We start from the raw sequence: 21764 nt of genomic DNA, 5'->3' as shown, positions 1-21764 counted from the left end.
TACAACGGCGCGTCGCGCTGCCGTTTTAGGCCGCTGCGCCGATTTCCTTGGGATGCTTACAGTTCCCTTTTTGATACGAATTCTCGGCGAACGCTAGGTCAATTTCGCGTCACCGTGTATGCCTCTTGAAACGCTAACGGCGCCCCCGAGGAGGCGCCGTTATGGGCGAACCGTGGAAAGTCCCGTCAGATAAGCGCGCCCAGAAGCGGATCGTCCTCCGCGAAATCCACGACAGGCGGCTCGAACTCGACGGGAACGGGCATCTCCTCCATGCTGTCCTCCGCTTGCCCGAAAAGGCCTGACAAGAGTCCGCCGTCGCCGCCAAGGAGCCCGCCTTCGGAGCCGCCGCCGAGCAGCGAATCCACGACGCCGTTCTGGCCGAGCAAACCGCCCTCGTTATCGGCACCGCCGGTCAGCAGCTCGTCGATGATGTTGGTGCCGCCAGACAGCCCGGTGTCTTCACCGCCACCGAGGAGCGAATCCACGACACCGTTCTCGCCGAGCGCACCGCCCTCGTTATCGGCGCCACCGGTCAGCAGCTCATCGATGATGTTGGTGCCGCCGGGAAGCCCGGTGTCTTCGCCGCCGCCAACAAGGCCGCCTTCGGAGCCGCCGCCGAGGAGCGTGTCGAGCACGCCGCCCTCACCGGCGATGCCGCCTTCCCCGTCCGAGCCGCCGTTTAGCAACTCATCGAGAAGGCCGTCCTCTCCGACGACATTGTCGAGGACGCCGTTTTCGCCAAGCACGCCGCCCTCGCCGTCCGGGCCGCCGTTCAAGACCTCGTCGAGGAGGCCCCCGGAACCGAGCACTCCGTCATCGCCATCGGTGCCATCCGCACCATCGGTACCGTCTTGCCCGTCCTGTCCATCGGCTCCGTCAGCGCCGTCCATTCCATCGGCCCCATCCATGCCGTCAGCACCGTCAGCACCGTCCGTGCCGTCGACGCCGTCTTTGCCGTTGGCGCCATCCATTCCATCAGCGCCATCCATTCCGTCGGCACCGTCAGCACCATCCATGCCGTCGACGCCATCTTTGCCATCAGCGCCATCCATTCCGTCTTTGCCGTCGGCGCCGTCCTTCCCATCGGCACCGTCCATTCCATCAGCGCCGTCCTTTCTATTCATGGAACCGTCATCGTGGGGATCCATGTCATCGGGATCATTGGGGTCCGGTGCAGTCGGGGGATCGTTGGGGCCGGGGTCGACATCGGGGTCTTCGGGGGACGGGTCGGCGAAGGCGAGGCTGTCGCCGGACGAGCTGTCCCGGGTAAACAAAAGAGTGAGAAAGGCCAGGATGACCGCGAAAGGTGCAATAGACATTTGTTTGATTCCTCCATGATGCTATGCGTAGAAGCATGATGCTAAATATCATGATGATATTAAGGCAAAATCGTGTCGCGAACATCCCGTTTCGGCATTTCAAGCGATTTTCATGCAATCCGAGTGTTGACCGAAGGCGAAATGTCATACTAAGCTATGGTCATAGTTATATATTATCGAATTCCTTGATCATTAGTCATTTCGCCTCAATGTGGCGAATGGCACGCTATGCGTGTGATTGGTGATAATCGTAATGGCAATATGATATTTAATAGATCTCGTTCAGCCGCCTGATGATCTGACGATTCGCCGGCCCTCTCGCACCCTGCCGCTCGCTCAGGCGGCGTTCTGTTCCTGGCTCGATCGGAGAAGACGCAGGTCGGAAGCGACGCGCGCCTTGGCGCGCGCGTAGTCGGTCAATCGGGACTTGAGGAATTGCATCAGATCCGTGCGTGAGGCAGGCTCGCCGGGGCCGGAGGTGCGCGATACGGCTTCGACAAAGCTGTCGGTGGAGAGCTTCAGTCCCGAGCATGCGAGTTCGAGCGCGGCGATGCGATAAAGCAGGCTCATTTCCGCAGAGGCGATCCGCGGCCCCACACGCCCGAGGCTCCAGTGAACGGAAACGATGTTCTCGAGCAGCCGCCGTTCACAGAGCGCAGAGGCGTCCCAGCCGCATTCGAGCGCCGTCGCGATTTCCTCGACCACCTCGAAATCCACGTCGAGCGCCAGGCGCTCGATGCCGAGGTCCGCCGGCGGCCGCGCTCCAGCGTTCTGCGGTTCCGGTGCGACCTCGTCAAAGAGATCGGCAGCGCCGAGATCGAAGAGAAGGCGCGAGATGCCGCGTTTCTCGCTATGGGGCAGGGCGCTTGCGTCGATTTTCTGCCATAGAAGGCAATCGAGCGTGTCCGCGTCGATGCACAGCGCGTCGCGCAGGAGCCGGATCCGCGAAACATGCTCGGCGATCAGTCCCGCGCATTCGGCCGGACGCGCCAGACGCGCTTCGAGCGCATCGAGGAGAACCGCGCAGGCGAGATCCGAGGCCCGTGTCGTAGCGGAGCAGTGCGCCGCTTCGCCGAAATGCCGCACGGCGAGATGCGCTGCCCTCTCTGAGGGCCAGATGCGGCACCGCCGGTAACATGAGGCTGCCTCCCGAAGCCGATGCAGAGGGATGCGGGACGATGAGGGGCGTTCTGCGACGGGATTCGGCATGTGGTCTCGCTTGGGTGTATTATTGCAGTGATATAGTATCATTGTAGTATTATGGCTAGAATTTGTTCCCAGCGGACAATTCGTCTGGATTGGATGTAATCATCTCATGATCACATGATTTAGTATAAGTAACTGATAAAATGTTAAAAATATAAGGTATTCCACGATCGATTATCGTTTTCACATCACGCTCCTCCCGCATCGCGTATGCATTATCCTGCAACCCTTTCAATTCTCATTAAGATACTATAATGACAATGGGTGTCGGTTTGGCGATGCTGCGGTGCGAGGCCCTGCGCGACGCGGCGAGGAGTTGCAGGTGTTCTTCAGGAGGATCGAGGCGAAGGCGAAGGTGAGCGGCGGCGCGCGGGACGCGTCGCCTCTCGTCATGCTGGACGCGGTGAGCAAAAGCTTCAACCATGCGCATGGGCGTCACATCGTTCTCGACCGCGCGGATCTCGTGATCCGGTCCGGCGAGGTCCATTGCATTCTCGCGGCGCCGGGCGCGGGCAAGACGACGCTTCTCAATCTCATGGCGGGCGCCGAGCAGCCCGACGCGGGCCGTGTCGTCCGCCGTGGCCGGGTGAGCGTTCCCCTCGGCTCCGCCGCAGGGGTGATCCCCGATCTGACGGGGCGCGAGAATTGCCGGCATGTCGCGGCGATGTACGGCTTCGATCGTTACGGGTTCGAGGCATATGTCCAATGGCTTTCGGCGCTGGGCCCGCTGATGGATCTGCAATTGCGGAACTGTTCGGCCTCTCAACGCGCGCAGCTCGTCTTCGCCATGACGCTCGGCCTCGAGGCCGATCTTTACCTGCTCGAAGACGGGCTGCCGATGATGCGTGATGCGGCCTTCGCCGCGAGGGCGGGGCGCGTTCTGCGCGAGCGCCTGTCGCAGGCGGCGGTGCTCGTGATCTCGTCGCAGCCCAAGGCGCTGAAGCCCTTCGGCGGGCGCGTGTCGGTTCTGCGGGCGGGCAAGTTTCATCCCGGCATCTTTCCGAGCAAAGCGGAGGCCCCTCATGGCCGCTAGGCAGAAGCACAGCATCGAAAATGCGCCTGTCCGCCCCTCGACCGAGCGCCGCCTAGGTGACGTCCTGGAGCGCGCGCGGGGTCTGGGTTTCGACGTGAAGTCAGGCACCGAAGCCGTCAGGGTGATGCTCCGCAGCGGGCGCAACCCCTTCTATCCTGCGCCGGATGCAAAAGCGGCGGGCGAAAAGGCTCAGACTCCCTCGGCTCCCGTCGCGCTTGCTGGAGAGACCTTGCCGCGCCGCCCCCAACCGGAGCCGAATGCCCTTGGCCAGACTGGACGCAGCGAGGATGCGGAAGATGCGGCGCAGATCGAGATGCTGCGCGGCGAGTTGGCCGAGCAAGGGCGGCGCCGCGCCCTCGACCTCGCCGCACGCCTCGGCGGGTTCATCCTGCTGCCGACGCTTGTGATATGGGGGTATCTCGGTCATGTGGCGACGCCGCTCTATGCGACGGATGCCGAGTTTCTCATCATCGGCGCCGACTCCCGCGGTGCCGGCGGCTCGGGCATGTTCGGCGCGCTCGCGCCTGCCGGCAGCCCGGATGCGATCGCCGTGCAATCCTATCTCATGTCGAAGGACGCGATGCTGCGGCTCGACGCGGATGCCGGCTACCGCGCGCATTTCTCGCGGCCAGATCTCGACTATTTCACCCGCGTGGCGCCCGATGCGCCGCTCGAGGATCTCTTCGATCTCTACGCGCGGAACGTGACCGTCGGCTTCGATCCGACCGAAGGAGTGATCCGCATGGAAGTGCGCGCGGCGGATGCGGCCAGCGCCCAGGGTTTTGCGGAACGGCTGATCTCCTATGCGGAGGAGCGGGTCGATAGCCTGTCGGCCCGAAAGCGCGCGGATGCGGTCGCCAGCGCCGAAGCGGCCGTCCGGGACGCCGAAGCGCAGCGCCGGGCCGCGCAGACCGCGCTTTTGCGATTGCAGCAATCGGGCGAGATGCTCGATCCCGATGGCCGCGTCGCGTCGCTGCGCAGCCAGATCACCTCGCTCGAGGTCGAGATGCAGCAGGAGGAGTTGCGCCTTGCCGCTCTTCTGGACAATCCGCGACCGCAGCAGGCGCGTGTCGATGTCTCGACCGCCGCGCTCGCTCGCATGCAAGATGCGCTGGACCGGCTTCTGGACGAGACCAACCGCCAGACCGGGGACAGCTCCTCGCTCGCGCAGCTTTCCGGGCAGATTCAGCTGGCCACCGCCGATCTCGAGGCGCGCGACCGGATGCTTCAGGCCGCCATCGAGCGCCTCGATGCGGCACGGATCGAGGCGGATGCGCAGGCGCGTTATCTGACCGTCGCGGTTCAGCCGGTGCGGCCCGAAATCGCGGCCTACCCCAAAGTCATCGAAGGCACGCTGATCGCCTTTCTCATCTTCAGCGGGCTTTATGTGATGGGCGCCATCACGGTGAGCATCGTGCGCGAACTGGTGTCGGCGTGATTGACGCCTCGTCCGTGACGCGCAGCATCGTGGCAGGGCGCGCATGACGGGCGCCATCCTGCCGAGGCCAGAGTTTCGCACCGGTCGCGCCATCGTTCATTTCGCCACCCGCGAGGTGCGCAAGCCGCATTCCAACGTCCTTGTCGGTCTCGTGATGGAGACGCTTCAGGCCATTGCGCTCATCGGCGCGTTCTGGGTGCTCTTCATGCTGATGGGCATGGGCGGCGGCGCGATCCGCGGCGATTTCCTGCTCTACACCATGACCGGAGTGTTCCTCTTTCTGGTGCATACCAAGGCGGTGAGCGCCGTCGTGGCCTGCGAAGGCGCGGCCTCGCCCATGCTGCGCCACCACAGCGTCACCGCGCATGTCCTGCTCGCTGCCTGCGCCCTCGGCTCGCTCTACAAGCAGCTCGTCGCGCTCGGCGTCATCCTCTCGGTCTGTCACTTGGCGATCACGCCGATCGAGATACATGCGCCCGCGATGGCGCTCGCCGCGCTCGGCCTCGCGTGGCTCTCGGGATGCGGCATCGGCCTCGTTCTTCTGGCGGGCAAGCCTTGGGCACCCTCGACGACGATGCTGGCCGCGACGGTTTATGCGCGCATCAGCATGATCGCCTCGGGCAAGATGTTCGTCGCCAACACGCTGCCGTCCTCGGTGCTGGTCCTTTTCGACTGGAACCCCCTTTTCCATACGATCGACCAGGCGCGCGGCCATGTCTTCGTCAACTACGCGCCGCAGAACTCGAACCTGGTCTTTGCCGTGCTGGTCTCGGCGGTCGTCCTGCTTCTCGGCCTCGCGTTTGAGTACCTGAGCCGCAAGCGCTACTCCCAAAGCCGCCGCCCGAAATTCTAGCGGAGGGTGACCCAAGGGTTGACGGTGAGGGACGTTCCCAATTAAATATCAAAACGATAATTAGTTGGTTGGGTGGGCCCGCTGTTGCACGTCGTGCGGGGGCACGTCGATTCAAGCAAGAAGGAGACCGAGATGCGTGCCTGGACGATGCTTGCGGCGGGCCTGACCGCGCATTTTCCGTTGGTCGTGATCTTCGCGGCCACGAAGGTGATGGAGATTGAGCAGGCGCGCGCGCTTCTCGGTCTGACCTTCGCGTCGACGCTCGCCACGGTGGCCCTGACGCTCGTCATACTTCATATTGCCTTGCCGCGCCCAGGCCGACCTTCCGCGCGTCAAGCATGGCAGAGATAAACCCGCGCGGCATCAGGTATGGGTAGCGCCGCGCGCCACTTCTTCGGCCTCGAGGTGCAGCGCGCCGGTGGGCGCGGAAAGGCCCTGCCGGACGATCTCGGCGGCCTCCTCGAGTGGACCGCCCAAGGCTCGCGCGAGGCTTTCGCGGCGGTTCACGAGCGCACCTATGGCGCGTCCTTCGGCCTTCTGATGGTGATGCTCCGCGACCGCGATGAGGCGAGCGACGTGCTTCAGGAAGCCTATATCCGCATCTGGACCAAGGCGCATCTTTATCGCCGGACGGGCGCCGCGCCGATGAGCTGGATCAAGATGATCGTGCGCAACGCCGCGATCGACCGCCTGCGCGCGCGCAGACGCCACGAGAGCGAGACGGTCTTCGAGGATGTCTATCCGGACGAGGCCGGGCTGGGACATGAGGAGCGCATCACGCTCGGCGCCTGCATGGGAGAGCTGGACGAGGACAAGCGCGCGCTCGTCCATCAGGTCTATCTCGAGGGGCGGACATATGAGGACATGGCGGCACGCACGGGCGCGCCGCTCAACACCGTCAAGAGCTGGCTGCGCCGCAGCCTCCTGCAATTGCAAAGCTGCATGGGCCGTGGTGGGCCGGGCGCATGACCGGGGCGAACGGCTTTTCGGCGAACATGAAGATGGGCGAGTATGTTCTGGGCCTTCTATCCGAGGCCGAGGCCGCCGAGATCGCCCACCGCATCGCGCAGGATGCGGAACTCGCCGCGTTGGAAGGTGCTTGGATCGATGTTGTATCGGGCACGCTCGATGTAGACTGGACCGGGCGCGCACCGCACCTTCTGCCGGCGATCGAACGCCGCCTTTTCGGCGCCCCGCAGCGCAAGCGGGCGATGGGCGTCGGACCGTTCGGCCTCGTCATGGCGCTCCTTGCCATACTCATCCTCAAGGCGCTCGTGATGATCGACATTTTCAGCATCTGGTAGAGCGCCCAACCTGTCGCGCGCGGGATGGAGCGACAAAAGAAGACACCCACGATTCGACGCGAAGGCACGCTTGAATCGCAGGGGCAGAGGTGCGGTAACTCCGCGAGGCAGCCGCTCAGAACAAGGCGGCGATGATGACGGCCCAGACCATCCCACCAGCGAGACCCGCCGGAATGATCCACCAGCCGGGTGCCACGCTCTCGTCGCTTCGGTCGTGGGTTGGTAGAAACAAATCCTTTCCGCTCGCGGGGTAGGACGCGGCTTCGATGCGGGTGCTGCCATGCGGCTCGAGCGATCTGTGGTGCGTCATGCGTTGACCCTCCATCTGGTCTGTTCCGGCTCGGGCAGGTGCGCTGCCTGGGCCGCGCTATCCTCCACGACGGCCTTGCCGTTCTTGCAAAGACGCGTGACCAGCTTGCGGGCCTTCGGTCCGCGAATTTCGGGCCGCGCCAGCCTGCGCTCGATGTTCTGAATGTCGGGGAAGAGCGTGATGATCTCGTCCGATGCCTGCCGGTCGAGGATGTTCATCGCCTGCGGTCCGACGAAGAAGGACTCGGTCGGAGTGTTCTCGCTGAAGATCACCTCGTGATCGTCGAAGAGGATATGCCAGTATTCGATCCCGAAGCGCGCGCCGACCGTCTCGACCCCATCGAGATCGCGCAGATCCTTCGCGGGCAGGAAGACCTCGCGCTGGCCAAACATCCGCTCCGCCACCTTGGACTTGACCAGCACGCGGTGCTGGCGCGTCAGCTTCAGATCCCGCTCGGGCAGGCCGTTGCCGAGGGCGCCGGCGCGGATGCAAACGGGTTTGAGCAGATCGTTGTTGATGATCTCGCGCTGCGAGACCTCGCGCACCCCGATCCAGCGGATCGTCTGAAAGCCGTGGTCATGCGTGAGCACCCGGTCGCCCACCTTGAGATCCTCCACCGGCACCGTGCCGTTCAGCGTGATGATCCGCGCACCCGTCGCGAAGCAGACGACGCCGGTATTCTCGGTGTTCAGATCGAAGGACGCGACGGGCGCGCCGCCTGAATTGACGCGCAGCCCCCCGGCCAGATCGAGGACACCGTCATCAGCCTGATCCGCCCTAAGTAGACCCAAGGGGGTCGCGAATTGCGAATCCGGGTTGGCGGCGTTCCAGGCCGCGAGCGTGTCCGCGTTGTAGAAGGCCGTCAGATCGACCGCATCGTTGTCCGAGGGATCATTGTTGCCGATACCCGTGCCGGCGTCGAAATCCGTGATCGTGTCCGCGCTGCCATCGACGAGGAAAAGGTCCGCGCCCGCGCCTCCGGTGAGAACGTCCTCGCCGGCGCCACCCTCGATCGTGTCCGCGCCCGCTCCGCCTTGCAACACGTCGTCGCCCGCGCCGCCGGAGAGCCGATCATCGCCGCCCGCCGCGTCGATCGTGTCGTCGCCCGCGTTGCCGAAGATGCTGTCGGCGCCATCCGTGATGCGGTCGCCCTGCGCGTCGGCATAACCGAACTCCATCCGCTCGCCTGCATCGCGCCCGTCGACCTTGCCGTCGGGGGCCACCGGAAGAACGAATTCGGCGTTTGGATCGATGGAAAGCTGAAGCGATACGCCCGAGAGCGGCGGCAGGCCGTCCGGGGCATAGATGTAGAGCTGGCCGGTATCGAGAGATTGAAAGACCGAGATGTCGCGCGGAAAGAGCTGGATGCCCAAGAAGCCCAAAATGAAGGCCGTTCCCGATCCGAGAAAGGCGACATCCTCGGGCGGTGCACCGTCGAGCGCGAGGGTCGCGGGCGGCTCCTCGTCATTGGTGACGACGCCGTCTGTGTCTGTGATGACCCCCGGGATCGGGCCGCTCGCACCGCTCAGAAGGCGGGTCTCCAGCCCATCCTCCAGATCCTCCGCCGACCCGCCATACGCGTAGAAGGTGGCGCCCGCGCCGAAACTCACGCTCATCGCGCTGCACCCATAAACCGTGCGCGACCGAACGCCGTCTCACGGAGCCGTTCCGCCCCTGTGCTCCATTCCTTCCACCACGTTCCCATCCGCATGCGATCTTCCCTCCTGCGACTGTCGGGGGAGATACGGATGACGCAGGGGAATTGTTGCAGGCGAAATTATAAAAATGAGAATTTTTTTGCGTGACGTGGTTCGATCTTCCCCTGCGCCGCGTCTTGTGGCGCCCGGCCGGATCGGCCTACACTTCGCCAAGGCGCGCGAGCCGTGGCCGGGTGACAATAATTTCGATGCAGGCCCGCGCATGACGACCCTTTCGGAAGGCCAATTCGATTACATCATCGTCGGGGGCGGCACGGCGGGATGCGTGCTGGCCAATCGGCTTTCGGCCGATCCGGGGACGCGGGTTCTGCTGCTCGAGGCGGGCGGGACTGACCGCTATCACTGGGTCCATGTGCCGATCGGCTATCTCTATTGCATGGGCAATCCGCGCACGGACTGGATGATGCGCACCGCCACCGAGCCGGGTCTGAACGGGCGCCGCCTCGCCTATCCGCGCGGCAAGCTTCTGGGCGGGTGCAGCTCGATCAACGGCATGATCTACATGCGCGGGCAGGCCGCGGACTACGACGGCTGGCGGCAACTCGGCAATACCGGCTGGGGCTGGGACGATGTTCTGCCTTACTTCAAACGTTCCGAGGATCGCGCCGGCCCCGCGAGCGATCTGCACGGGCAGGGCGGCGAATGGATCGTGACGAAACAGCGTCTGAAATGGGATCTGCTCGACGATTTTCAGCGCGCCGCCGACGAGATGGGCGTGCCGCGAAGCGAGGATTTCAACAGCGGCACCAATGAAGGCTCGGGCTATTTCGAGGTGAACCAGCGCGGCGGATGGCGGTGGAGCACGGCGCGCGCCTTTCTCAAGCCCGCCGAGCGCCGCCCGAACCTGCGCGTGCTGACAGGCGCGGAGGCGCGGCGCGTCACTTTCACCGAAGGGCGCGCCACAGGCGTCGCCTTCAGGCGGCAAGGGCGCGAGAGCCACGCCGCCGCGCGGGCCGAGGTGCTGCTGGCCGCGGGCGCCATCCACTCGCCCGCGCTTCTCGAGAAATCTGGCATCGGGGATGCCGCGCGCCTCAAGGACGCGGGCATCACGCCGCTCGCTCATCGCCCCGAGGTGGGCGAGAACCTCCAGGACCATCTTCAGCTGCGCCTTATCTTCAAGCTCGAGAATGCCGTGACGCTCAACCAGCTCGCCGGGACGGCGCTCGGCAAGATGCGCATCGGTCTGCAATATCTTCTGACGCGGCGCGGCCCGCTCTCGATGGCGCCGAGCCAGTTCGGCATCTTCACCCGCAGCGATCCACGGCTGGAAACCCCCGATCTCGAATATCACATCCAGCCGCTGTCGACCGACAAGCTGGGCGATCCGCTCCATCCCTTCCCGGCGGTGACCGTGTCGGTCTGCAATCTGAGGCCCGAGAGCCGGGGCAGCACCCATATCGTTCCCGGAGCGGAAGAGGGCGCGCCCGATATCCGTCCGGGCTATCTGAGCGCTCCGGCAGACCGCGACACGGCCGTGCGCGCGATGCGCCAGGCGCGCGAGCTGATGCGGATGGACGCGCTGGCGAAATACGCGCCGCAGGAGCATCTGCCCGGCCCGCACCTGACCTCGGATGCGGATCTCGCGGCGGCGGCGGGCGATATCGGCACGACGATCTTTCACCCCGCAGGCACCTGCCGCATGGGCACGGACGAGGGCGCGGTCGTCGCCCCCGATCTCAAGCTGCGCGGCATGGACGGCCTGAGGGTGATCGACGCGTCGATCATGCCGCGCATCGTATCCGGCAACACCGCCTCGCCGGTCATCATGATTGCCGAAAAGGCCGCCGACATGATCCTGGCCGACGCGCGGGCGTGAGCGCGTTCCAAGGTTGCGCGCACGAGCAAACTCCTAGGCCGATCCATTCCCAAGCAGCAGCCAGAAACCAGCATCGTCAAACGGTTAGGGACTACGCTCGATGGCTTCAGTGCGCCGCGTCGGTCCTTCGCGCGATTGGATCCGGTCCGGCATTGACGGAATAGAAAGCTTTGCTGATCTACCCTGGTGCCGAACTGGTTGAGGGGCGGCGCCGCCCCGGCCAATAGGTGAAGGCACGGACCAGGTTGTTTCAGAAGGCCAATCTCTACCGAAGAGCGCTGTCGCGGCTCAAGCGCTCCTTCGTGATGGTGGGGCTCTTCAGCGCGGCGGTGAACATCCTGATGCTCACCGGGCCGATGTTCATGCTTCAGGTCTATGACCGGGTGCTGTCCTCGAGCTCGGTCGCGACGCTTCAGGGTCTCGTGATCATCATGGTCGTGGCCTACATCTTTCTCGGGATCTACGATTTCCTGCGGGTGCGCGTTCTGTCGCGCGGCGCTTACCGGCTCGACCGCGAGGTGGGCGGCGCGGCCTATGATCTCTGGGTGCGCTCGGGCATGGAAGGGGCGGGGCCGGTCGGGCGGCCGCTCTCGGATCTCGCCGTCGTACGCGGCTTTCTGTCGAGCCCGGCGATCCTCGGTTTTTTCGACGCGCCCTGGATACCCTTCTATCTCGCCATCGTCTTCATCGTGCATCCGTGGCTCGGCATTCTGGCGATCGCGGGCACGCTCGTCGTCGTCGTGCTCGCTCTGGCGAACCAGTGGCTCACGCAAAGGCACGTGGCCGAGGCGATGCGTATGGACGGGGCCGAGAGTTTCCTCGTCGAGCAATCGCGGCGCAACGCCGAGACGATCATGACGCTCGGCATGGCGCGTCCCATCGCCTCGCGCTGGTCGAGCATGCATGCGAGCGGGCTGGCCACCGGCCAGCGCGGCGGCGACCGGTCCGAGGGGTTCACCGCCGCCTCGAAGGCGTTCCGCCTGCTGCTGCAATCGGCGATCCTCGGGCTCGGCGGCTATCTCGCGCTCCAGCAGGAGATCACGGCGGGCATGATCGTGGCGGCGTCGATCATCGCGGGGCGCGCGCTGGCGCCCGTCGATCAGGTCATCGGCGCGTGGCGCAACGTCGTGCGCGCGCGCGAGGCGCAAAAGCGGCTCGTGGCCGCCTTCGACACGCTCCCCGCCCCGAGCATGCCCATCAACCTACCCGATCCGGTCGGTCATCTCGCGGTCATGGGCGCCACCAAATTCGCGCCCGCGCGCGAGCGGCGCCGCGACCGGCCGCCGATCCTCGATCAGGTCAGCTTCCGGCTCGAGCCGGGCGACGGTCTCGGCGTGATCGGTCCCAGCGCGTCGGGCAAGTCCACCCTCGCGCGCGTTCTGGTCGGCGCATGGCCCCTCGAGGCGGGCGAGATCCGGCTCGACGAGGCGACGCTCGATCAATGGCCGCCCGAGGCGTTGGGCCGGCATATCGGGTATCTTCCGCAGCATCTCGAACTGCTCGCCGGGACGATCCGCGACAACATCGCCCGCTTCGATCCCGAGGCCGCGGACGAGGATGTGATCGCCGCGGCGCAGCTTGCCGGGGTGCACGAGATGATCCTGCACCTTCCCGAAGGCTACGCGACCGAGCTGGGCTTCGGCCAGTCGCCGCTCTCGGGCGGGCAGGTGCAGCGCATCGGCCTCGCCCGCGCGGTCTTCCGCACGCCCCGTTATGTCGTGCTGGACGAGCCGAACGCCAATCTCGACTCGAGCGGCGACGAGGCGCTGAGCCGCGCCATTCTCGCCCTGCGCGAGGCGGGCTCGACCGTGATCGTGATGGCCCACCGCCCGAGCGCCATCGCCGCCGTCAACAAGGTGCTGGTCCTGCATGCGGGCCGCGTCGCGCGATTCGGCGACAAGTCCGAGGTCCTACAAAAATCGGTGCGCCCCGTCGCGCGGGAAGGAGCCTGAGATGGTCGCGATGTCCGGCGGCGCCCCCGAGGTCAAGACCGGCTTTCGCTGGCCGGCCATCCTCGGCGTTCTCGCCACGGTCGGGCTCTTCGGAGGCGGCGCGCTCTGGGCGTGGCTGACCGAGATCAACGGCGCGGTCATCGCGATGGGCAGCGTCGAGGTGGCGAGCCGTCCGAAATCCGTGCAGCATCTCGACGGCGGCATCATCGAGGAGATCCTGGTCGGCAATGGCGACACGGTCGAGGCGGGCGACGTGCTCATGCGGCTCGACAGCACGCTTCTGGCGGCCAATCTCAACATTTATCAGACCCGCCTTGCCGAAACTTCCGCCCGGCGCGATCGGCTGATCGCCGAGCAGGAGGCGCTCGAGACGATCACATGGACGCCGCCGCCGCTCGATATCGGGGACATCGATCTGGACCTCATCCGCTCGGGCGAGGAAGAGATCCACGCATCGCGCAGGGAGTTGCAGGACGGCCGGCGCGAGCAGCTCGAGGAGAAGATCCTCCAGTTCGACAACCAGACCGAAGGCGTGACGGCGCTGGTCGCGTCCAAGCGCGAGCAGTTGCGCCTGATGGAGGCCGAGATCACCACGATGCAGACGCTGCTCGACCGCGGTCTCGCGCGCGAGAACCAGCTGCTGGGATTGCTGCGCGGGCAGGCGGACATGCTGGGCCAGATCGCCGAGCATTCGTCCGAGCTCGCGCGGATCGAGAATTCGATCCGCGATACCGAGCTCGAGATTCTCCAATCGGACCGGCAATTCCGCGAGGGTGTCGTGACCGAGCTGCGCGATGCGACCACGCAGATCCAGGAGCTGTCGCAACAGATCATCTCGACCCGCAAACAGCTCGAGCGGGTCGAGATCCGCGCCCCCGATGCGGGCCGCATCCACGAGCTTCAGTTCTCCACCATCGCGGGCGTCGTCTCGCCGGGGGCGGTGATCCTCCAGATCATCCCGCGCGACGACGACATGGTCTTCGAGCTTCGCATCGATCCGGCGAATGTCGATCAGGTCTATCCCGGGCAGGAGGCGACGATGCGCTTTCCCGCCTTCAACCAGCGCACGACGCCGGAATTGACGGGGCAGGTGACCGCACTCTCGCCCACCAGCGTGCAGGACGAGGCGACGGGGCAATTCTTCTACCGCGTCACCGTCACGATCCCGCCCGAGGAGCTCGGGCGCCTCGGCGGGCTGGAGCTTGTGCCGGGCATGCCGGTCGAGGCGTTCTTGCAGACCGGCAAGCGGACGGTGTTCAGCTATCTGACCAAGCCGCTGACCGAGCAGCTCAACCAGGCCTTCCGCGAGGAGTGATGCGCGCCCGAAGGCGGGCGCTCAGGGCGTCGCCGGGCAGGCGAGCTGTGCTTCGGGCAGAACCCTGTCGAGCGCGCTGCAGGCACTCGGCCCCTGAACGTAGCGGCTGAAGCCGGCCAGCGGGCGCTCCATCGCCGCAACCTGAGGCGAGAGGCGCCGCACCGCCTCGTCGTCGCCCTCGAGACGGGCGAGGATGAGCCGCATCGGAGCGGTCTCGGGACCGCCGCGCCGTGCCAGATAGTCCCGAGCCGCCTCCATCGCGCGCGGCGCATCCTCTTCGGCCAGTGCCGCGATGACGATGGGCAGGAAAATGTAGCCGGGCGGATTGGCGCTGAGCGCGATCGCCTCCTCGGCCTGCGCGATGGCCGGATCGAAATCGTCCTGCGCCAGCACGAGATAGGAGAGCACCGCGCGCGTCGTGGCATCTCCCGGGTTGAGCCGCGCGGCCTGCCGCAAGGTCACATCGGCCTGCTCGAACCGGCCCATCGCGCTTTCCACCGAGCCGAGCAGCAGGAAGGCTTCGGACGAATAGGGAAAACGGTCCGCGATGGATTGCGCGAGCGCGAGCGCCTCGGGCGCCGTGTGGCGCATGCGCTCGGGCAAACCCTCGGTGCGCATCATGTCGAACTCGGGCACGGAATGCTGAATGAGCGTACCCCAGCTCGACATGGCGAAGGCGTAATCCTGCATCCGGGGCAGAAGCGGCTCGAAACATTCGAACGCCTCGGTGAAGCGCGCCGGCTGATAGTCCGCGAAGAAGCGATCCTCGAGCACGACGCAGCGAAACACATCGGGCGTGATGCCGTCCTGCGCAAGCAGCGCCTCGCGGATCTCGGCGACGGCGTCCGCGTCCTCGCGCAGGCCGCCGCCCCGGCTGGCGATGCGGCCGCTGATCTGGGCGGTGATCTCGGAGATGGCGGCGAAATAGTCGCCGCCCATCACCTTGTCCTGCACTCGCCCCGAATAGATCACCGTGCCGCCCATGCCCGCCTCGACCGAGAAGGTGAGGTCGATATCCTCGTCGAAGGCGAGAATTTGGCCCTTGAGGGTGAAATCCGCGTCCGACTCGTCTTCGTCGCCCGAGGCATAGGCGCGCAGGATGCTGAAACGTTGCAGATCCGAGGCGAGCTGGCGCTGCAACCCGCGCTGGAAGATGTCCTTGGCCGGATCGCCCGTCAGGTTCTCGATCGGCAGCACGCGCACCAGCGGATAACCTGCGGGCTGCGGCTTTTCGAGCCAGCCCCAGCCGAAGCCGAGTGCTACGAGCGCGACCGCGAACACCGCGGCCAATGCGGCAAGCCCCCGGCGCGCCGGGGGGCGCCTCGCGCCCGTCTTCTCGCCCGTCTCATTTCCCGGCGCGAGTTCCAGATCGTAGCTGCGCGGCGGGATGACGAGGCGCTGGGCCGTGCCGCGATCCGCGTAGATCTGATCGAGCGCGGCGCGAAGGCGCCGGACGCGCATGCGCACCACCGGATCGCTGCTCGGATCGAAGCCCGCGCCCTTCTGCAGCACGTCCTGCGCGATGGCGTATTCCGTCGTCGGCGCGCTCTCGCGCTCGGGATACCGCTTGGCCAGATAGACCAACAGCTGGCGCAGCGCGGGCGAGCGCACCAGAGGCTCGGCGGCGATGGCCGCAGCTACCTCGCGCGCCACGGCGTCTATGTCAGTCTCGGTCGAAATGGCCCTACCGTCATCCGCTGCCTGCCCTCGCGCGCAAACCTACAGCATGCCTTGCGCGAGCGTGACTCTTTTCGGCGGGGCGGGCCCCGCTCCGCCGCGCATGTGACGTGTAACGCGCCCCGCGTATCTGTCACGAGGCCCCGATGTGACCCCCCGAGCCTTCCGGGGGCCGAAATCGGGCGATAGGTCTTTCGACAGAGACGGCGCGGCGAAAGATACCCCGCAGCGCCCGATCGCTTCGGGTCGAACCAGTCCCCCAGGGGGGCCCGGAGCGGCGAGGGGCCCCTGTGAGGGCCGAGCGGCGCCTCCCAAGGGCGCCCAGTAAGGCCCAGTGCCCCTCGCCACCCCCCGATTTCCCCAGCGGATCGCCCGGAGCAGCGGGCCTTTCCGGCCTGCGTGCCGGCCGCGTTCACCCATATGGATTTGGAACACCACATGACGAGCAACATCCAAGGCCCGGGCCAAGCCGAGGCGCCCGGCAAGATCCTCATCGCCGACCAGAAGTCCTTGATCGCCGAGGCCGTGGCGCGCGGCCTCGCGACGCTCGCGGATGAGGTCGAGGTCGATATCATGACGCGGCCCGACGACATCCTCGCCGCGCTCGGGGAGGGGCACGGCTATGCGCTGGTCCTGCTCAATGCCGCCCTGCCCGAGATGCGGGACATGGACGCCATCGGCCGCGTCATCGACGCCGCCGCGCCGGGGCGGGTGATCCTCTTTTCGGGCGATCCGGGTTTCGATCTCATCCGGCAGGCGATGGCGCGCGGCGCGCAGGGGTTCATTCCGCAGACCTTCTCGCTCGAGGCGACGCTGGCCGCGATCCGATACGTGATGACGGGCGAGCCGTTCCTGCCCGCGGGCTATGCCATGGGCGAGCGCCAGCAAGCGGGGCTGAGCGACAGCGGCATCGAGGACAGGGAGATCCGCATCCTGAAGCTGATCGCGCAGGGGATGACGAATAAGGAAATCGGCGCCGAGATCGACGCGACCGAGACGATGGTCAAGATGTACATGCGCACGATCTGCCAGAAGCTCGGGGCGCGCAACCGGGCGCATGCGGTGATGATCGCGCGCGAAAGGGCGCTCATCTGAGCGCGCGGCTCAGCCGAAATGGCGCGGCGCGCCCAGCGGCGGCAAGGCCGGCCCCTCGGGCCAGAGCGGCGCGCGGCGCAGGCCCTTGCGCGCCGGATCATATCGTCCCGGTCCGTTCGTGCCGAGGATGAGCGGCGCCGCGATGCCCTCGAAGGAGAGCTTGAAGTGAAAGCCCGACTTGCAGAGCACGAAGTGAAGCGGCTCGATCTCGATGCCGAGCGCGCGAAAGAAATTCACGTCCTGAGATAAGGCGGGCCGCTCGGTCACGATCACGCGTAGCCCGCCGAGCTCGAGCACCGTCGTTTTGCCGTGATCGCCGCGCGCCCCGCCGAGCCACGGCCCGGCCAGCGTGAAGCGCCCGTCGTGATGCCGCAGCACCCTCGCCTCGAGCGCGAGGGGCGCCGCGCCCGAAAAGGCGCCGCCCAGGGACAGGCGCACCGTCTCGCCGGGCGCATGGGCGCGGAGGCTTCGGGCGGCGGCGGGGTCGGTCACGGGAATGGCCGCGCGGATGCCGTCGCGCCTGAGCGCGGCGCGCAGAACCTCCACGCTGTCGCCCGCCGCGCCCGCGAGCACGCGGTCTCCGAAATCCGACACGGCATAAGGGCCTGCCTCAGGGCTGCCCAGCAGCGGCCAGAGGGCGTCCAGAGGCAGATGATCCGTGCGGAACTCGGCCGCGCGTGCGAGAAGCGCCGCGCCCAGCTCGGTGCAGATCGCGGCGCCCGTGTCCGGGGCGCTGTCGGTCATCACGGTGATGACCTGCGCCATGTCCGGCACGTCCAGCATTGCTTGAACGGTGTGGATCGACACGTCGAGCGCGCCCTCCGCCTCGCGCCGCCGCGCGACCGCGTTCAGATCGCGAAGCGGCCCGGACGTGGTCTCGTCATTGCCGAAGAGGATCATGGGCAGGCGCAGCCGCGTGAGGACCGGTGCGATGCGGCCCGCCAAAGCGTCTAGGCACAGCCGCGCGGCGCGCTGGCCCGCGTCGAAATAGTCGTCATGCGGGTTGTTCTTGCACGCGACGAGAATGTCGGCGCTCTCGCACATCGCATCCGTCACATGCGCATGCAGATCGAGCCCCACGGCGATCGGCACGTCCGGCCCCACGATCTCACGCAGCGCCGTGAGGAGCGTGCCTTCGGGATCGTCCGTCTTCTCGCTCACCATCGCGCCATGCAGATCGAGCACGATGGCATTGGGCGCCGCCTGCCGCGCGGCCTCCTGCATCTCGGCCAGCATCGCCTGCCAGAGCGGTTCGGCCACCGGCCCGCCGGGGCTGGCGCAGGCCGAAAGGGCGGGGATTATCGTCGCGCCTGCGGCGCCGAGCGCGTCCAGAATGCCGCCCAGAGTGGTGCCCGTGCCGGTCGCCTGGGTAATCAGTTCCGCGCCGCGATGGATGGCGAAATCGACTTCGGTGGTCAGCCGCGCGTTGAAGCTGTTGGCCTCGTGGAAGATCTGCCCCACGAGAATTCTCGGAGCACCGCCGCTCATGCCGCCGCCGCCGCCGCTGCGTCCAGCCGTTCGATGAGCCAATCGCGAAAGAGCTGCGCGGCGGTATCGCCGAGGCTGACGCGCAGATGATACCCCTCGGCGGAGGGAAGTTGCGCGGCATGCGCGCGCACCAGGGTGCCGGCGGCCAGCGCGTGATGCGCCAGAAGCTCGGTCACGAGCGCGACGCCGTTTCCGGCCCGCGCCATGGTGAGCGCCGCGCCGTAGGAATCGACGAATATTTCGGGGCGCAGCGCGCCGCCCGCGCTTTCGGGCCAGCGGTGCCAGCCATCGGAGGTGCCGACCGCCTCGATAAGCGGCAGATCGGCCGGCCCGCCGTCGAGTCCCGGCGCCTTGAGCGCGATCAGCCGGTTCGGCTCGAGCAGGGTGGCGTTCCGCCCCACCTGCTTGGCCGAGCCGAAGGCGATCTCGACATCGGCGCGCACGGCGTGGAAATCGTCTGGCCAGATCGTGCTGATGAAGCGGATCCGCAGCCCGGGCGCGCGCGCCTTGAACTCCGATAGATGCGGCGCGATTACCCACTCGGCCATGCTGATCGAGCTGGCGATCGTCAGAAGATCCTCCGCCGGGCCCGTCTCGAAGCCGCGCGCGGCGGCGGCCAGCGTGTCGAGCGCGGCGCCCACCTGCGGCAGGAGCTTGCGTCCGTCATCGGTGAGCGCAAGGCCGCGCGGACGCCGGATGAAGAGACGCACGCCAAGCCGTGTCTCGAGCGCCTTGACGTGCTGGCTGACCGCCGATTGCGTCATGCCCAGCTCCTCGGCGGCGGCGGTGAAGCTGAGCGCGCGGGCCGCCGCCTCGAAGGCGCGGAACCAGGTGAGCGGGGGCAGGGCCTTGGCCATGGTCAAGCGATCCATCAGTTTTGCTAATACCTAAGACCACGATTTCCGCGTTTGTCAAATTCGGGCGTGGCGGGGAATGTGCCCGAACGGAGCCGGAAAGGGGACCAAGATGCAGCCGGAAATAAGGAAGATCGTGACCTATGACGAGGAAGTCTTCATCGAAGGCTTTCGCGCTGCCGAGAAACCGTGGCGCATGTTCGCCGTGGCCGCGATCGTGCGTAATCCCTGGGCCGGCCGCTATGTTGAAGATCTCAAGCCGGAAATCCACGCCTATGGCCCGGTGCTCGGCGAGATGATGACCGAGCGGATGATCGCGCTGGCCGGATCGGGCGAGGCGATCGAGGCCTATGGCAAAGCCGCCGTGGTCGGCCTCGACGGCGAGATCGAGCATGCCTCGGGCCTCATCCACACGCTGCGCTTCGGCAATCATTACCGCCAGGCGGTGGGCGCGAAGTCCTATCTGGCCTTCACCAACACGCGCGGCGGGGCCAATGCGCCCATCATGGTGCCGCTGATGGACAAGAACGATGCGGGCCGCCGCTCGCATTATCTCACGATCCAGTTCGCCATTCCCGATGCGCCGCGCCATGACGAGATCGTCGTCGTGCTGGGCGCGGCCACCGGAGGGCGCCCGCATCACCGCATCGGGGATCGCTACCAGGACCTGAAGGATCTGGGCCATGACCTGGACAACCCGGCCTCGGTCTGAGGCGGGCGCGCTTTCGGGTATCGCCGCGGGCGAGGGCCCGCCCATCGTGCTGCTGCACGGGGTGGGGCTGCGCGCCGAGGCGTGGAATGCCCAGCTCGATGCGCTGAGCCCGCGCGCGCGCTGTCTCGCGCTCGATCTGCCCGGCCATGGCGAAAGCCCGGCCCTGCCCGGAGCGCCCAGCCTTGCCGAATATTCGGAGGCGGTCGCCGCCTGCCTCGGGGAGGGCGCGGTGGTGATCGGTCACAGCTTCGGCGCAATGATCGCGCTCGATTGCGCGATCCGTCATCCTGGCCTCGTGCGCGGCGTCGCGGCGCTCAACGCCGTCCATCGCCGCAGCCCCGAGGCGCGCGCGAGCGTCATGGCCCGCGCTGGCGGTCTCGACGGGCACACGCCCGCCGATCCGGCGCAGCCCATCGCGCGCTGGTTCGGCGATGCGCCCTCCTCGGCACGGGATGCCTGCGAGCGCTGGCTGCGCGCGGTCGATCCCGCAGGATACAAGGCCGCCTATCAGGTCTTCGCGCGCGAGGACGGCCCGAGCGATGCGGGTCTCGCCGCGCTCCGCTGCCCCGCGCTTTTCCTGACGGGCGCAGAGGAGCCGAATTCGACGCCCGACATGTCGCGCGCCATGGCCGATCTCGCGCCCAAGGGCCGCGCCGAGATCATCGAGAGGGCCGCCCACATGATGCCGATGACCCACGCGCCAGCGGTGAATGCCGCCCTCGCGCGATTTCTGGAGGAGTGCAGCCTATGACACCGCCCGATCCCCGCGCGCTCCGCGACGCGTTCGGCAGCTTCATGACCGGCGTGACGGTGGTCACGACGCGCGAGGCCGATGGCACGCCTGTGGGCTTTACCGCCAATTCCTTCGCCTCGGTCTCGCTCGACCCGCCGCTTCTGTCGGTCTGTCCGGGCAAGTTCCTGTCGAGCTACGAAAGCTTTGCCGCCTGCACGCGGTTCGCGGTCAGCATCCTCGCGGAGGGGCAGGAGGATGTCTCGAACATCTTCGCGCGCTTCAAGGGTGACCGCTTCGCCGAAGTGGCGCACCGAAGCGATCTGCACGGCAATCCGCTGATCTACGGCGCCGCGGCGCATTTCTCCTGCACGCTGCATCAGCGCATCGAGGCGGGCGACCATTCGATCCTCATCGGCCGCGTCGATGCGTTCGAACATGCCAAGACGCGCGGCCTCGGCTATGTCGCGGGCCGCTATTTCAGCCTCGGGGCCGAGCGCGAGGCGCTGGCGAATATGGGTGGCGGCGCGGTGTGCGGCGCCATTGTCGAAGCGGGTGGCGCGGTGTTGCTCGAGCGGACGCCGAGCGGTCTGCGCCCGCCGCAGATGGTGCCGACCGACCGGCGCACCGTGCTCGACCAGCTGCGCACCGCGCTCGAGGCGTTAGGGCTGTGTGCCCGCATCGGACGGGCCTATTCCGTCTTCACCGACGCGAGGAGCGGCACGCATTACAGCTACTTCCTTGCCCGCCAGGACGAAAGCGCGCCGCTGCCCGAGGGACTGGTCGCCATTCCCGTCTCCGAGCTTGCCGCGCAGAGCTACGCAAGCCCCGCCATCGCCACGATGATGACGCGCTTCGCGCTCGAGGCGGGAACACGCAGCTTCGGGCTCTATCTCGGCGATGCCGATGATGGGGCGGTACATGACATGATGGAAAGGGTCTGA

The 21764-nt window shown here is 66.6% G+C and carries 20 protein-coding genes; 13 read left to right on the top strand and 7 right to left on the bottom strand.

Features of this window, described 5'->3' with window-relative positions:
* Positions 1-185 precede the first annotated feature (185 nt).
* Together ACGRVM_RS07050 and ACGRVM_RS07045 are read right to left on the bottom strand one after the other, a co-directional pair.
* Complete coding sequence (locus ACGRVM_RS07050; RefSeq protein WP_377172732.1) at positions 186-1319, bottom strand: collagen-like domain-containing protein; 1134 nt, start codon at positions 1317-1319, stop codon at positions 186-188.
* 336 nt (positions 1320-1655) lie between these two features.
* Positions 1656-2405, bottom strand: coding sequence for a hypothetical protein (locus ACGRVM_RS07045; protein WP_377172733.1), 750 nt, complete (start codon positions 2403-2405; stop codon positions 1656-1658).
* 442 nt (positions 2406-2847) lie between these two features.
* Here ACGRVM_RS07045 and ACGRVM_RS07040 point away from each other — a divergent pair, with 442 nt between their 5' ends.
* The 6 genes from ACGRVM_RS07040 (at position 2848) to ACGRVM_RS07015 (ending at position 7153) form a co-directional block, all read left to right on the top strand.
* Complete coding sequence (locus tag ACGRVM_RS07040; RefSeq protein ID WP_377172734.1) at positions 2848-3558, top strand: ATP-binding cassette domain-containing protein; 711 nt, start codon at positions 2848-2850, stop codon at positions 3556-3558.
* Complete coding sequence (locus tag ACGRVM_RS07035) at positions 3548-4996, top strand: capsule biosynthesis protein (protein WP_377172735.1); 1449 nt, start codon at positions 3548-3550, stop codon at positions 4994-4996. Before ACGRVM_RS07040 ends, ACGRVM_RS07035 begins: the two co-directional genes overlap by 11 nt.
* A 43-nt stretch (positions 4997-5039) precedes the next feature.
* Positions 5040-5849 (top strand): ABC transporter permease, encoded by an 810-nt coding sequence (locus ACGRVM_RS07030; RefSeq protein WP_377172737.1) that lies wholly within the window; start codon positions 5040-5042, stop codon positions 5847-5849.
* A gap of 132 nt (positions 5850-5981) precedes the next feature.
* Positions 5982-6200 (top strand): hypothetical protein, encoded by a 219-nt coding sequence (locus tag ACGRVM_RS07025; protein WP_377172739.1) that lies wholly within the window; start codon positions 5982-5984, stop codon positions 6198-6200.
* Positions 6201-6218: 18 nt separating this feature from the next.
* Positions 6219-6818 (top strand): sigma-70 family RNA polymerase sigma factor, encoded by a 600-nt coding sequence (locus tag ACGRVM_RS07020; protein WP_377172740.1) that lies wholly within the window; start codon positions 6219-6221, stop codon positions 6816-6818.
* Positions 6815-7153, top strand: a complete 339-nt coding sequence (locus ACGRVM_RS07015; RefSeq protein WP_377172741.1) for a hypothetical protein — start codon at positions 6815-6817, stop codon at positions 7151-7153. The genes ACGRVM_RS07020 and ACGRVM_RS07015 overlap by 4 nt, the downstream gene beginning before the upstream one ends.
* A 115-nt stretch (positions 7154-7268) precedes the next feature.
* Here ACGRVM_RS07015 and ACGRVM_RS07010 read toward each other — a convergent pair whose 3' ends face one another.
* Positions 7269-7463: a hypothetical protein gene (locus ACGRVM_RS07010; RefSeq protein ID WP_377172742.1), complete on the bottom strand. Its 195-nt coding sequence runs from the start codon at positions 7461-7463 to the stop codon at positions 7269-7271.
* The gene (locus tag ACGRVM_RS07005) at positions 7460-9079 is read right to left on the bottom strand and encodes a Hint domain-containing protein (protein ID WP_377172743.1); all 1620 of its coding nucleotides are present in this window, start codon (positions 9077-9079) and stop codon (positions 7460-7462) included. The genes ACGRVM_RS07010 and ACGRVM_RS07005 overlap by 4 nt, the downstream gene beginning before the upstream one ends.
* 304 nt (positions 9080-9383) lie before the next feature.
* Here ACGRVM_RS07005 and ACGRVM_RS07000 point away from each other — a divergent pair, with 304 nt between their 5' ends.
* The 3 genes from ACGRVM_RS07000 (at position 9384) to ACGRVM_RS06990 (ending at position 14264) form a co-directional block, all read left to right on the top strand.
* On the top strand, positions 9384-10997 hold the full coding sequence (locus ACGRVM_RS07000) for a GMC family oxidoreductase (protein WP_377172744.1): 1614 nt from the start codon (positions 9384-9386) through the stop codon (positions 10995-10997).
* 227 nt (positions 10998-11224) lie between these two features.
* Positions 11225-12949 (top strand): type I secretion system permease/ATPase, encoded by a 1725-nt coding sequence (locus ACGRVM_RS06995; RefSeq protein WP_377172745.1) that lies wholly within the window; start codon positions 11225-11227, stop codon positions 12947-12949.
* Position 12950: 1 nt separating this feature from the next.
* Positions 12951-14264 (top strand): HlyD family type I secretion periplasmic adaptor subunit, encoded by a 1314-nt coding sequence (locus ACGRVM_RS06990; protein ID WP_377172746.1) that lies wholly within the window; start codon positions 12951-12953, stop codon positions 14262-14264.
* A gap of 21 nt (positions 14265-14285) precedes the next feature.
* Here the strand turns inward: ACGRVM_RS06990 and ACGRVM_RS06985 are convergent, their stop codons facing one another.
* Positions 14286-15917, bottom strand: coding sequence for a hypothetical protein (locus ACGRVM_RS06985; protein ID WP_377172747.1), 1632 nt, complete (start codon positions 15915-15917; stop codon positions 14286-14288).
* Positions 15918-16379: 462 nt separating this feature from the next.
* Here ACGRVM_RS06985 and ACGRVM_RS06980 point away from each other — a divergent pair, with 462 nt between their 5' ends.
* Entirely contained in the window at positions 16380-17036 is a 657-nt protein-coding gene (locus ACGRVM_RS06980; RefSeq protein ID WP_377172748.1) for a LuxR C-terminal-related transcriptional regulator, read from the top strand.
* Between the two features lie 9 nt (positions 17037-17045).
* On the opposite strand, the gene ACGRVM_RS06975 is transcribed toward ACGRVM_RS06980, so the two are convergent.
* Positions 17046-18524, bottom strand: coding sequence for a M81 family metallopeptidase (locus ACGRVM_RS06975; RefSeq protein WP_377172749.1), 1479 nt, complete (start codon positions 18522-18524; stop codon positions 17046-17048).
* Positions 18521-19396 (bottom strand): LysR family transcriptional regulator, encoded by an 876-nt coding sequence (locus ACGRVM_RS06970; protein WP_377172750.1) that lies wholly within the window; start codon positions 19394-19396, stop codon positions 18521-18523. The genes ACGRVM_RS06975 and ACGRVM_RS06970 overlap by 4 nt, the downstream gene beginning before the upstream one ends.
* A gap of 94 nt (positions 19397-19490) precedes the next feature.
* Between ACGRVM_RS06970 and ACGRVM_RS06965 the strand changes: the two genes are divergently transcribed.
* From ACGRVM_RS06965 to ACGRVM_RS06955, 3 genes are read left to right on the top strand one after another with little or no spacing between them, the layout of a single operon-like run.
* A complete protein-coding gene (locus tag ACGRVM_RS06965) occupies positions 19491-20090 on the top strand; it encodes an amino acid synthesis family protein (RefSeq protein WP_377172751.1) in 600 nt (199 codons plus the stop codon).
* Complete coding sequence (locus ACGRVM_RS06960; RefSeq protein WP_377172752.1) at positions 20062-20841, top strand: alpha/beta fold hydrolase; 780 nt, start codon at positions 20062-20064, stop codon at positions 20839-20841. The genes ACGRVM_RS06965 and ACGRVM_RS06960 overlap by 29 nt, the downstream gene beginning before the upstream one ends.
* Positions 20838-21764, top strand: coding sequence for a flavin reductase family protein (locus ACGRVM_RS06955; protein ID WP_377172753.1), 927 nt, complete (start codon positions 20838-20840; stop codon positions 21762-21764). The genes ACGRVM_RS06960 and ACGRVM_RS06955 overlap by 4 nt, the downstream gene beginning before the upstream one ends.

The sequence above is a fragment of the Roseovarius aquimarinus genome (genome assembly GCF_043661195.1).
GTDB lineage: Bacteria > Pseudomonadota > Alphaproteobacteria > Rhodobacterales > Rhodobacteraceae > Roseovarius > Roseovarius aquimarinus.
Note: the sequence above shows the minus strand (reverse complement) of the source record. Positions and strands in the feature narration are given on the sequence as shown.

What these genes read in the sequence shown, in the direction of transcription:
- ACGRVM_RS07000 (WP_377172744.1), top strand. Translation starts at nt 9,384, where the DNA reads ATGACGACCCTTTCGGAAGGCCAATTCGATTACATCATCGTCGGGGGC.
- ACGRVM_RS07020 (WP_377172740.1), top strand. Translation starts at nt 6,219, where the DNA reads ATGGGTAGCGCCGCGCGCCACTTCTTCGGCCTCGAGGTGCAGCGCGCC.
- ACGRVM_RS06960 (WP_377172752.1), top strand. Translation starts at nt 20,062, where the DNA reads ATGACCTGGACAACCCGGCCTCGGTCTGAGGCGGGCGCGCTTTCGGGT.
- ACGRVM_RS06975 (WP_377172749.1), bottom strand. Translation starts at nt 18,524, where the DNA reads ATGAGCGGCGGTGCTCCGAGAATTCTCGTGGGGCAGATCTTCCACGAG.
- ACGRVM_RS07030 (WP_377172737.1), top strand. Translation starts at nt 5,040, where the DNA reads ATGACGGGCGCCATCCTGCCGAGGCCAGAGTTTCGCACCGGTCGCGCC.
- ACGRVM_RS06965 (WP_377172751.1), top strand. Translation starts at nt 19,491, where the DNA reads ATGCAGCCGGAAATAAGGAAGATCGTGACCTATGACGAGGAAGTCTTC.
- ACGRVM_RS06980 (WP_377172748.1), top strand. Translation starts at nt 16,380, where the DNA reads ATGACGAGCAACATCCAAGGCCCGGGCCAAGCCGAGGCGCCCGGCAAG.
- ACGRVM_RS07015 (WP_377172741.1), top strand. Translation starts at nt 6,815, where the DNA reads ATGACCGGGGCGAACGGCTTTTCGGCGAACATGAAGATGGGCGAGTAT.
- ACGRVM_RS07005 (WP_377172743.1), bottom strand. Translation starts at nt 9,079, where the DNA reads ATGAGCGTGAGTTTCGGCGCGGGCGCCACCTTCTACGCGTATGGCGGG.
- ACGRVM_RS06970 (WP_377172750.1), bottom strand. Translation starts at nt 19,396, where the DNA reads ATGGATCGCTTGACCATGGCCAAGGCCCTGCCCCCGCTCACCTGGTTC.
- ACGRVM_RS06990 (WP_377172746.1), top strand. Translation starts at nt 12,951, where the DNA reads ATGGTCGCGATGTCCGGCGGCGCCCCCGAGGTCAAGACCGGCTTTCGC.
- ACGRVM_RS07010 (WP_377172742.1), bottom strand. Translation starts at nt 7,463, where the DNA reads ATGACGCACCACAGATCGCTCGAGCCGCATGGCAGCACCCGCATCGAA.
- ACGRVM_RS07035 (WP_377172735.1), top strand. Translation starts at nt 3,548, where the DNA reads ATGGCCGCTAGGCAGAAGCACAGCATCGAAAATGCGCCTGTCCGCCCC.
- ACGRVM_RS07025 (WP_377172739.1), top strand. Translation starts at nt 5,982, where the DNA reads ATGCGTGCCTGGACGATGCTTGCGGCGGGCCTGACCGCGCATTTTCCG.
- ACGRVM_RS06955 (WP_377172753.1), top strand. Translation starts at nt 20,838, where the DNA reads ATGACACCGCCCGATCCCCGCGCGCTCCGCGACGCGTTCGGCAGCTTC.
- ACGRVM_RS07050 (WP_377172732.1), bottom strand. Translation starts at nt 1,319, where the DNA reads ATGTCTATTGCACCTTTCGCGGTCATCCTGGCCTTTCTCACTCTTTTG.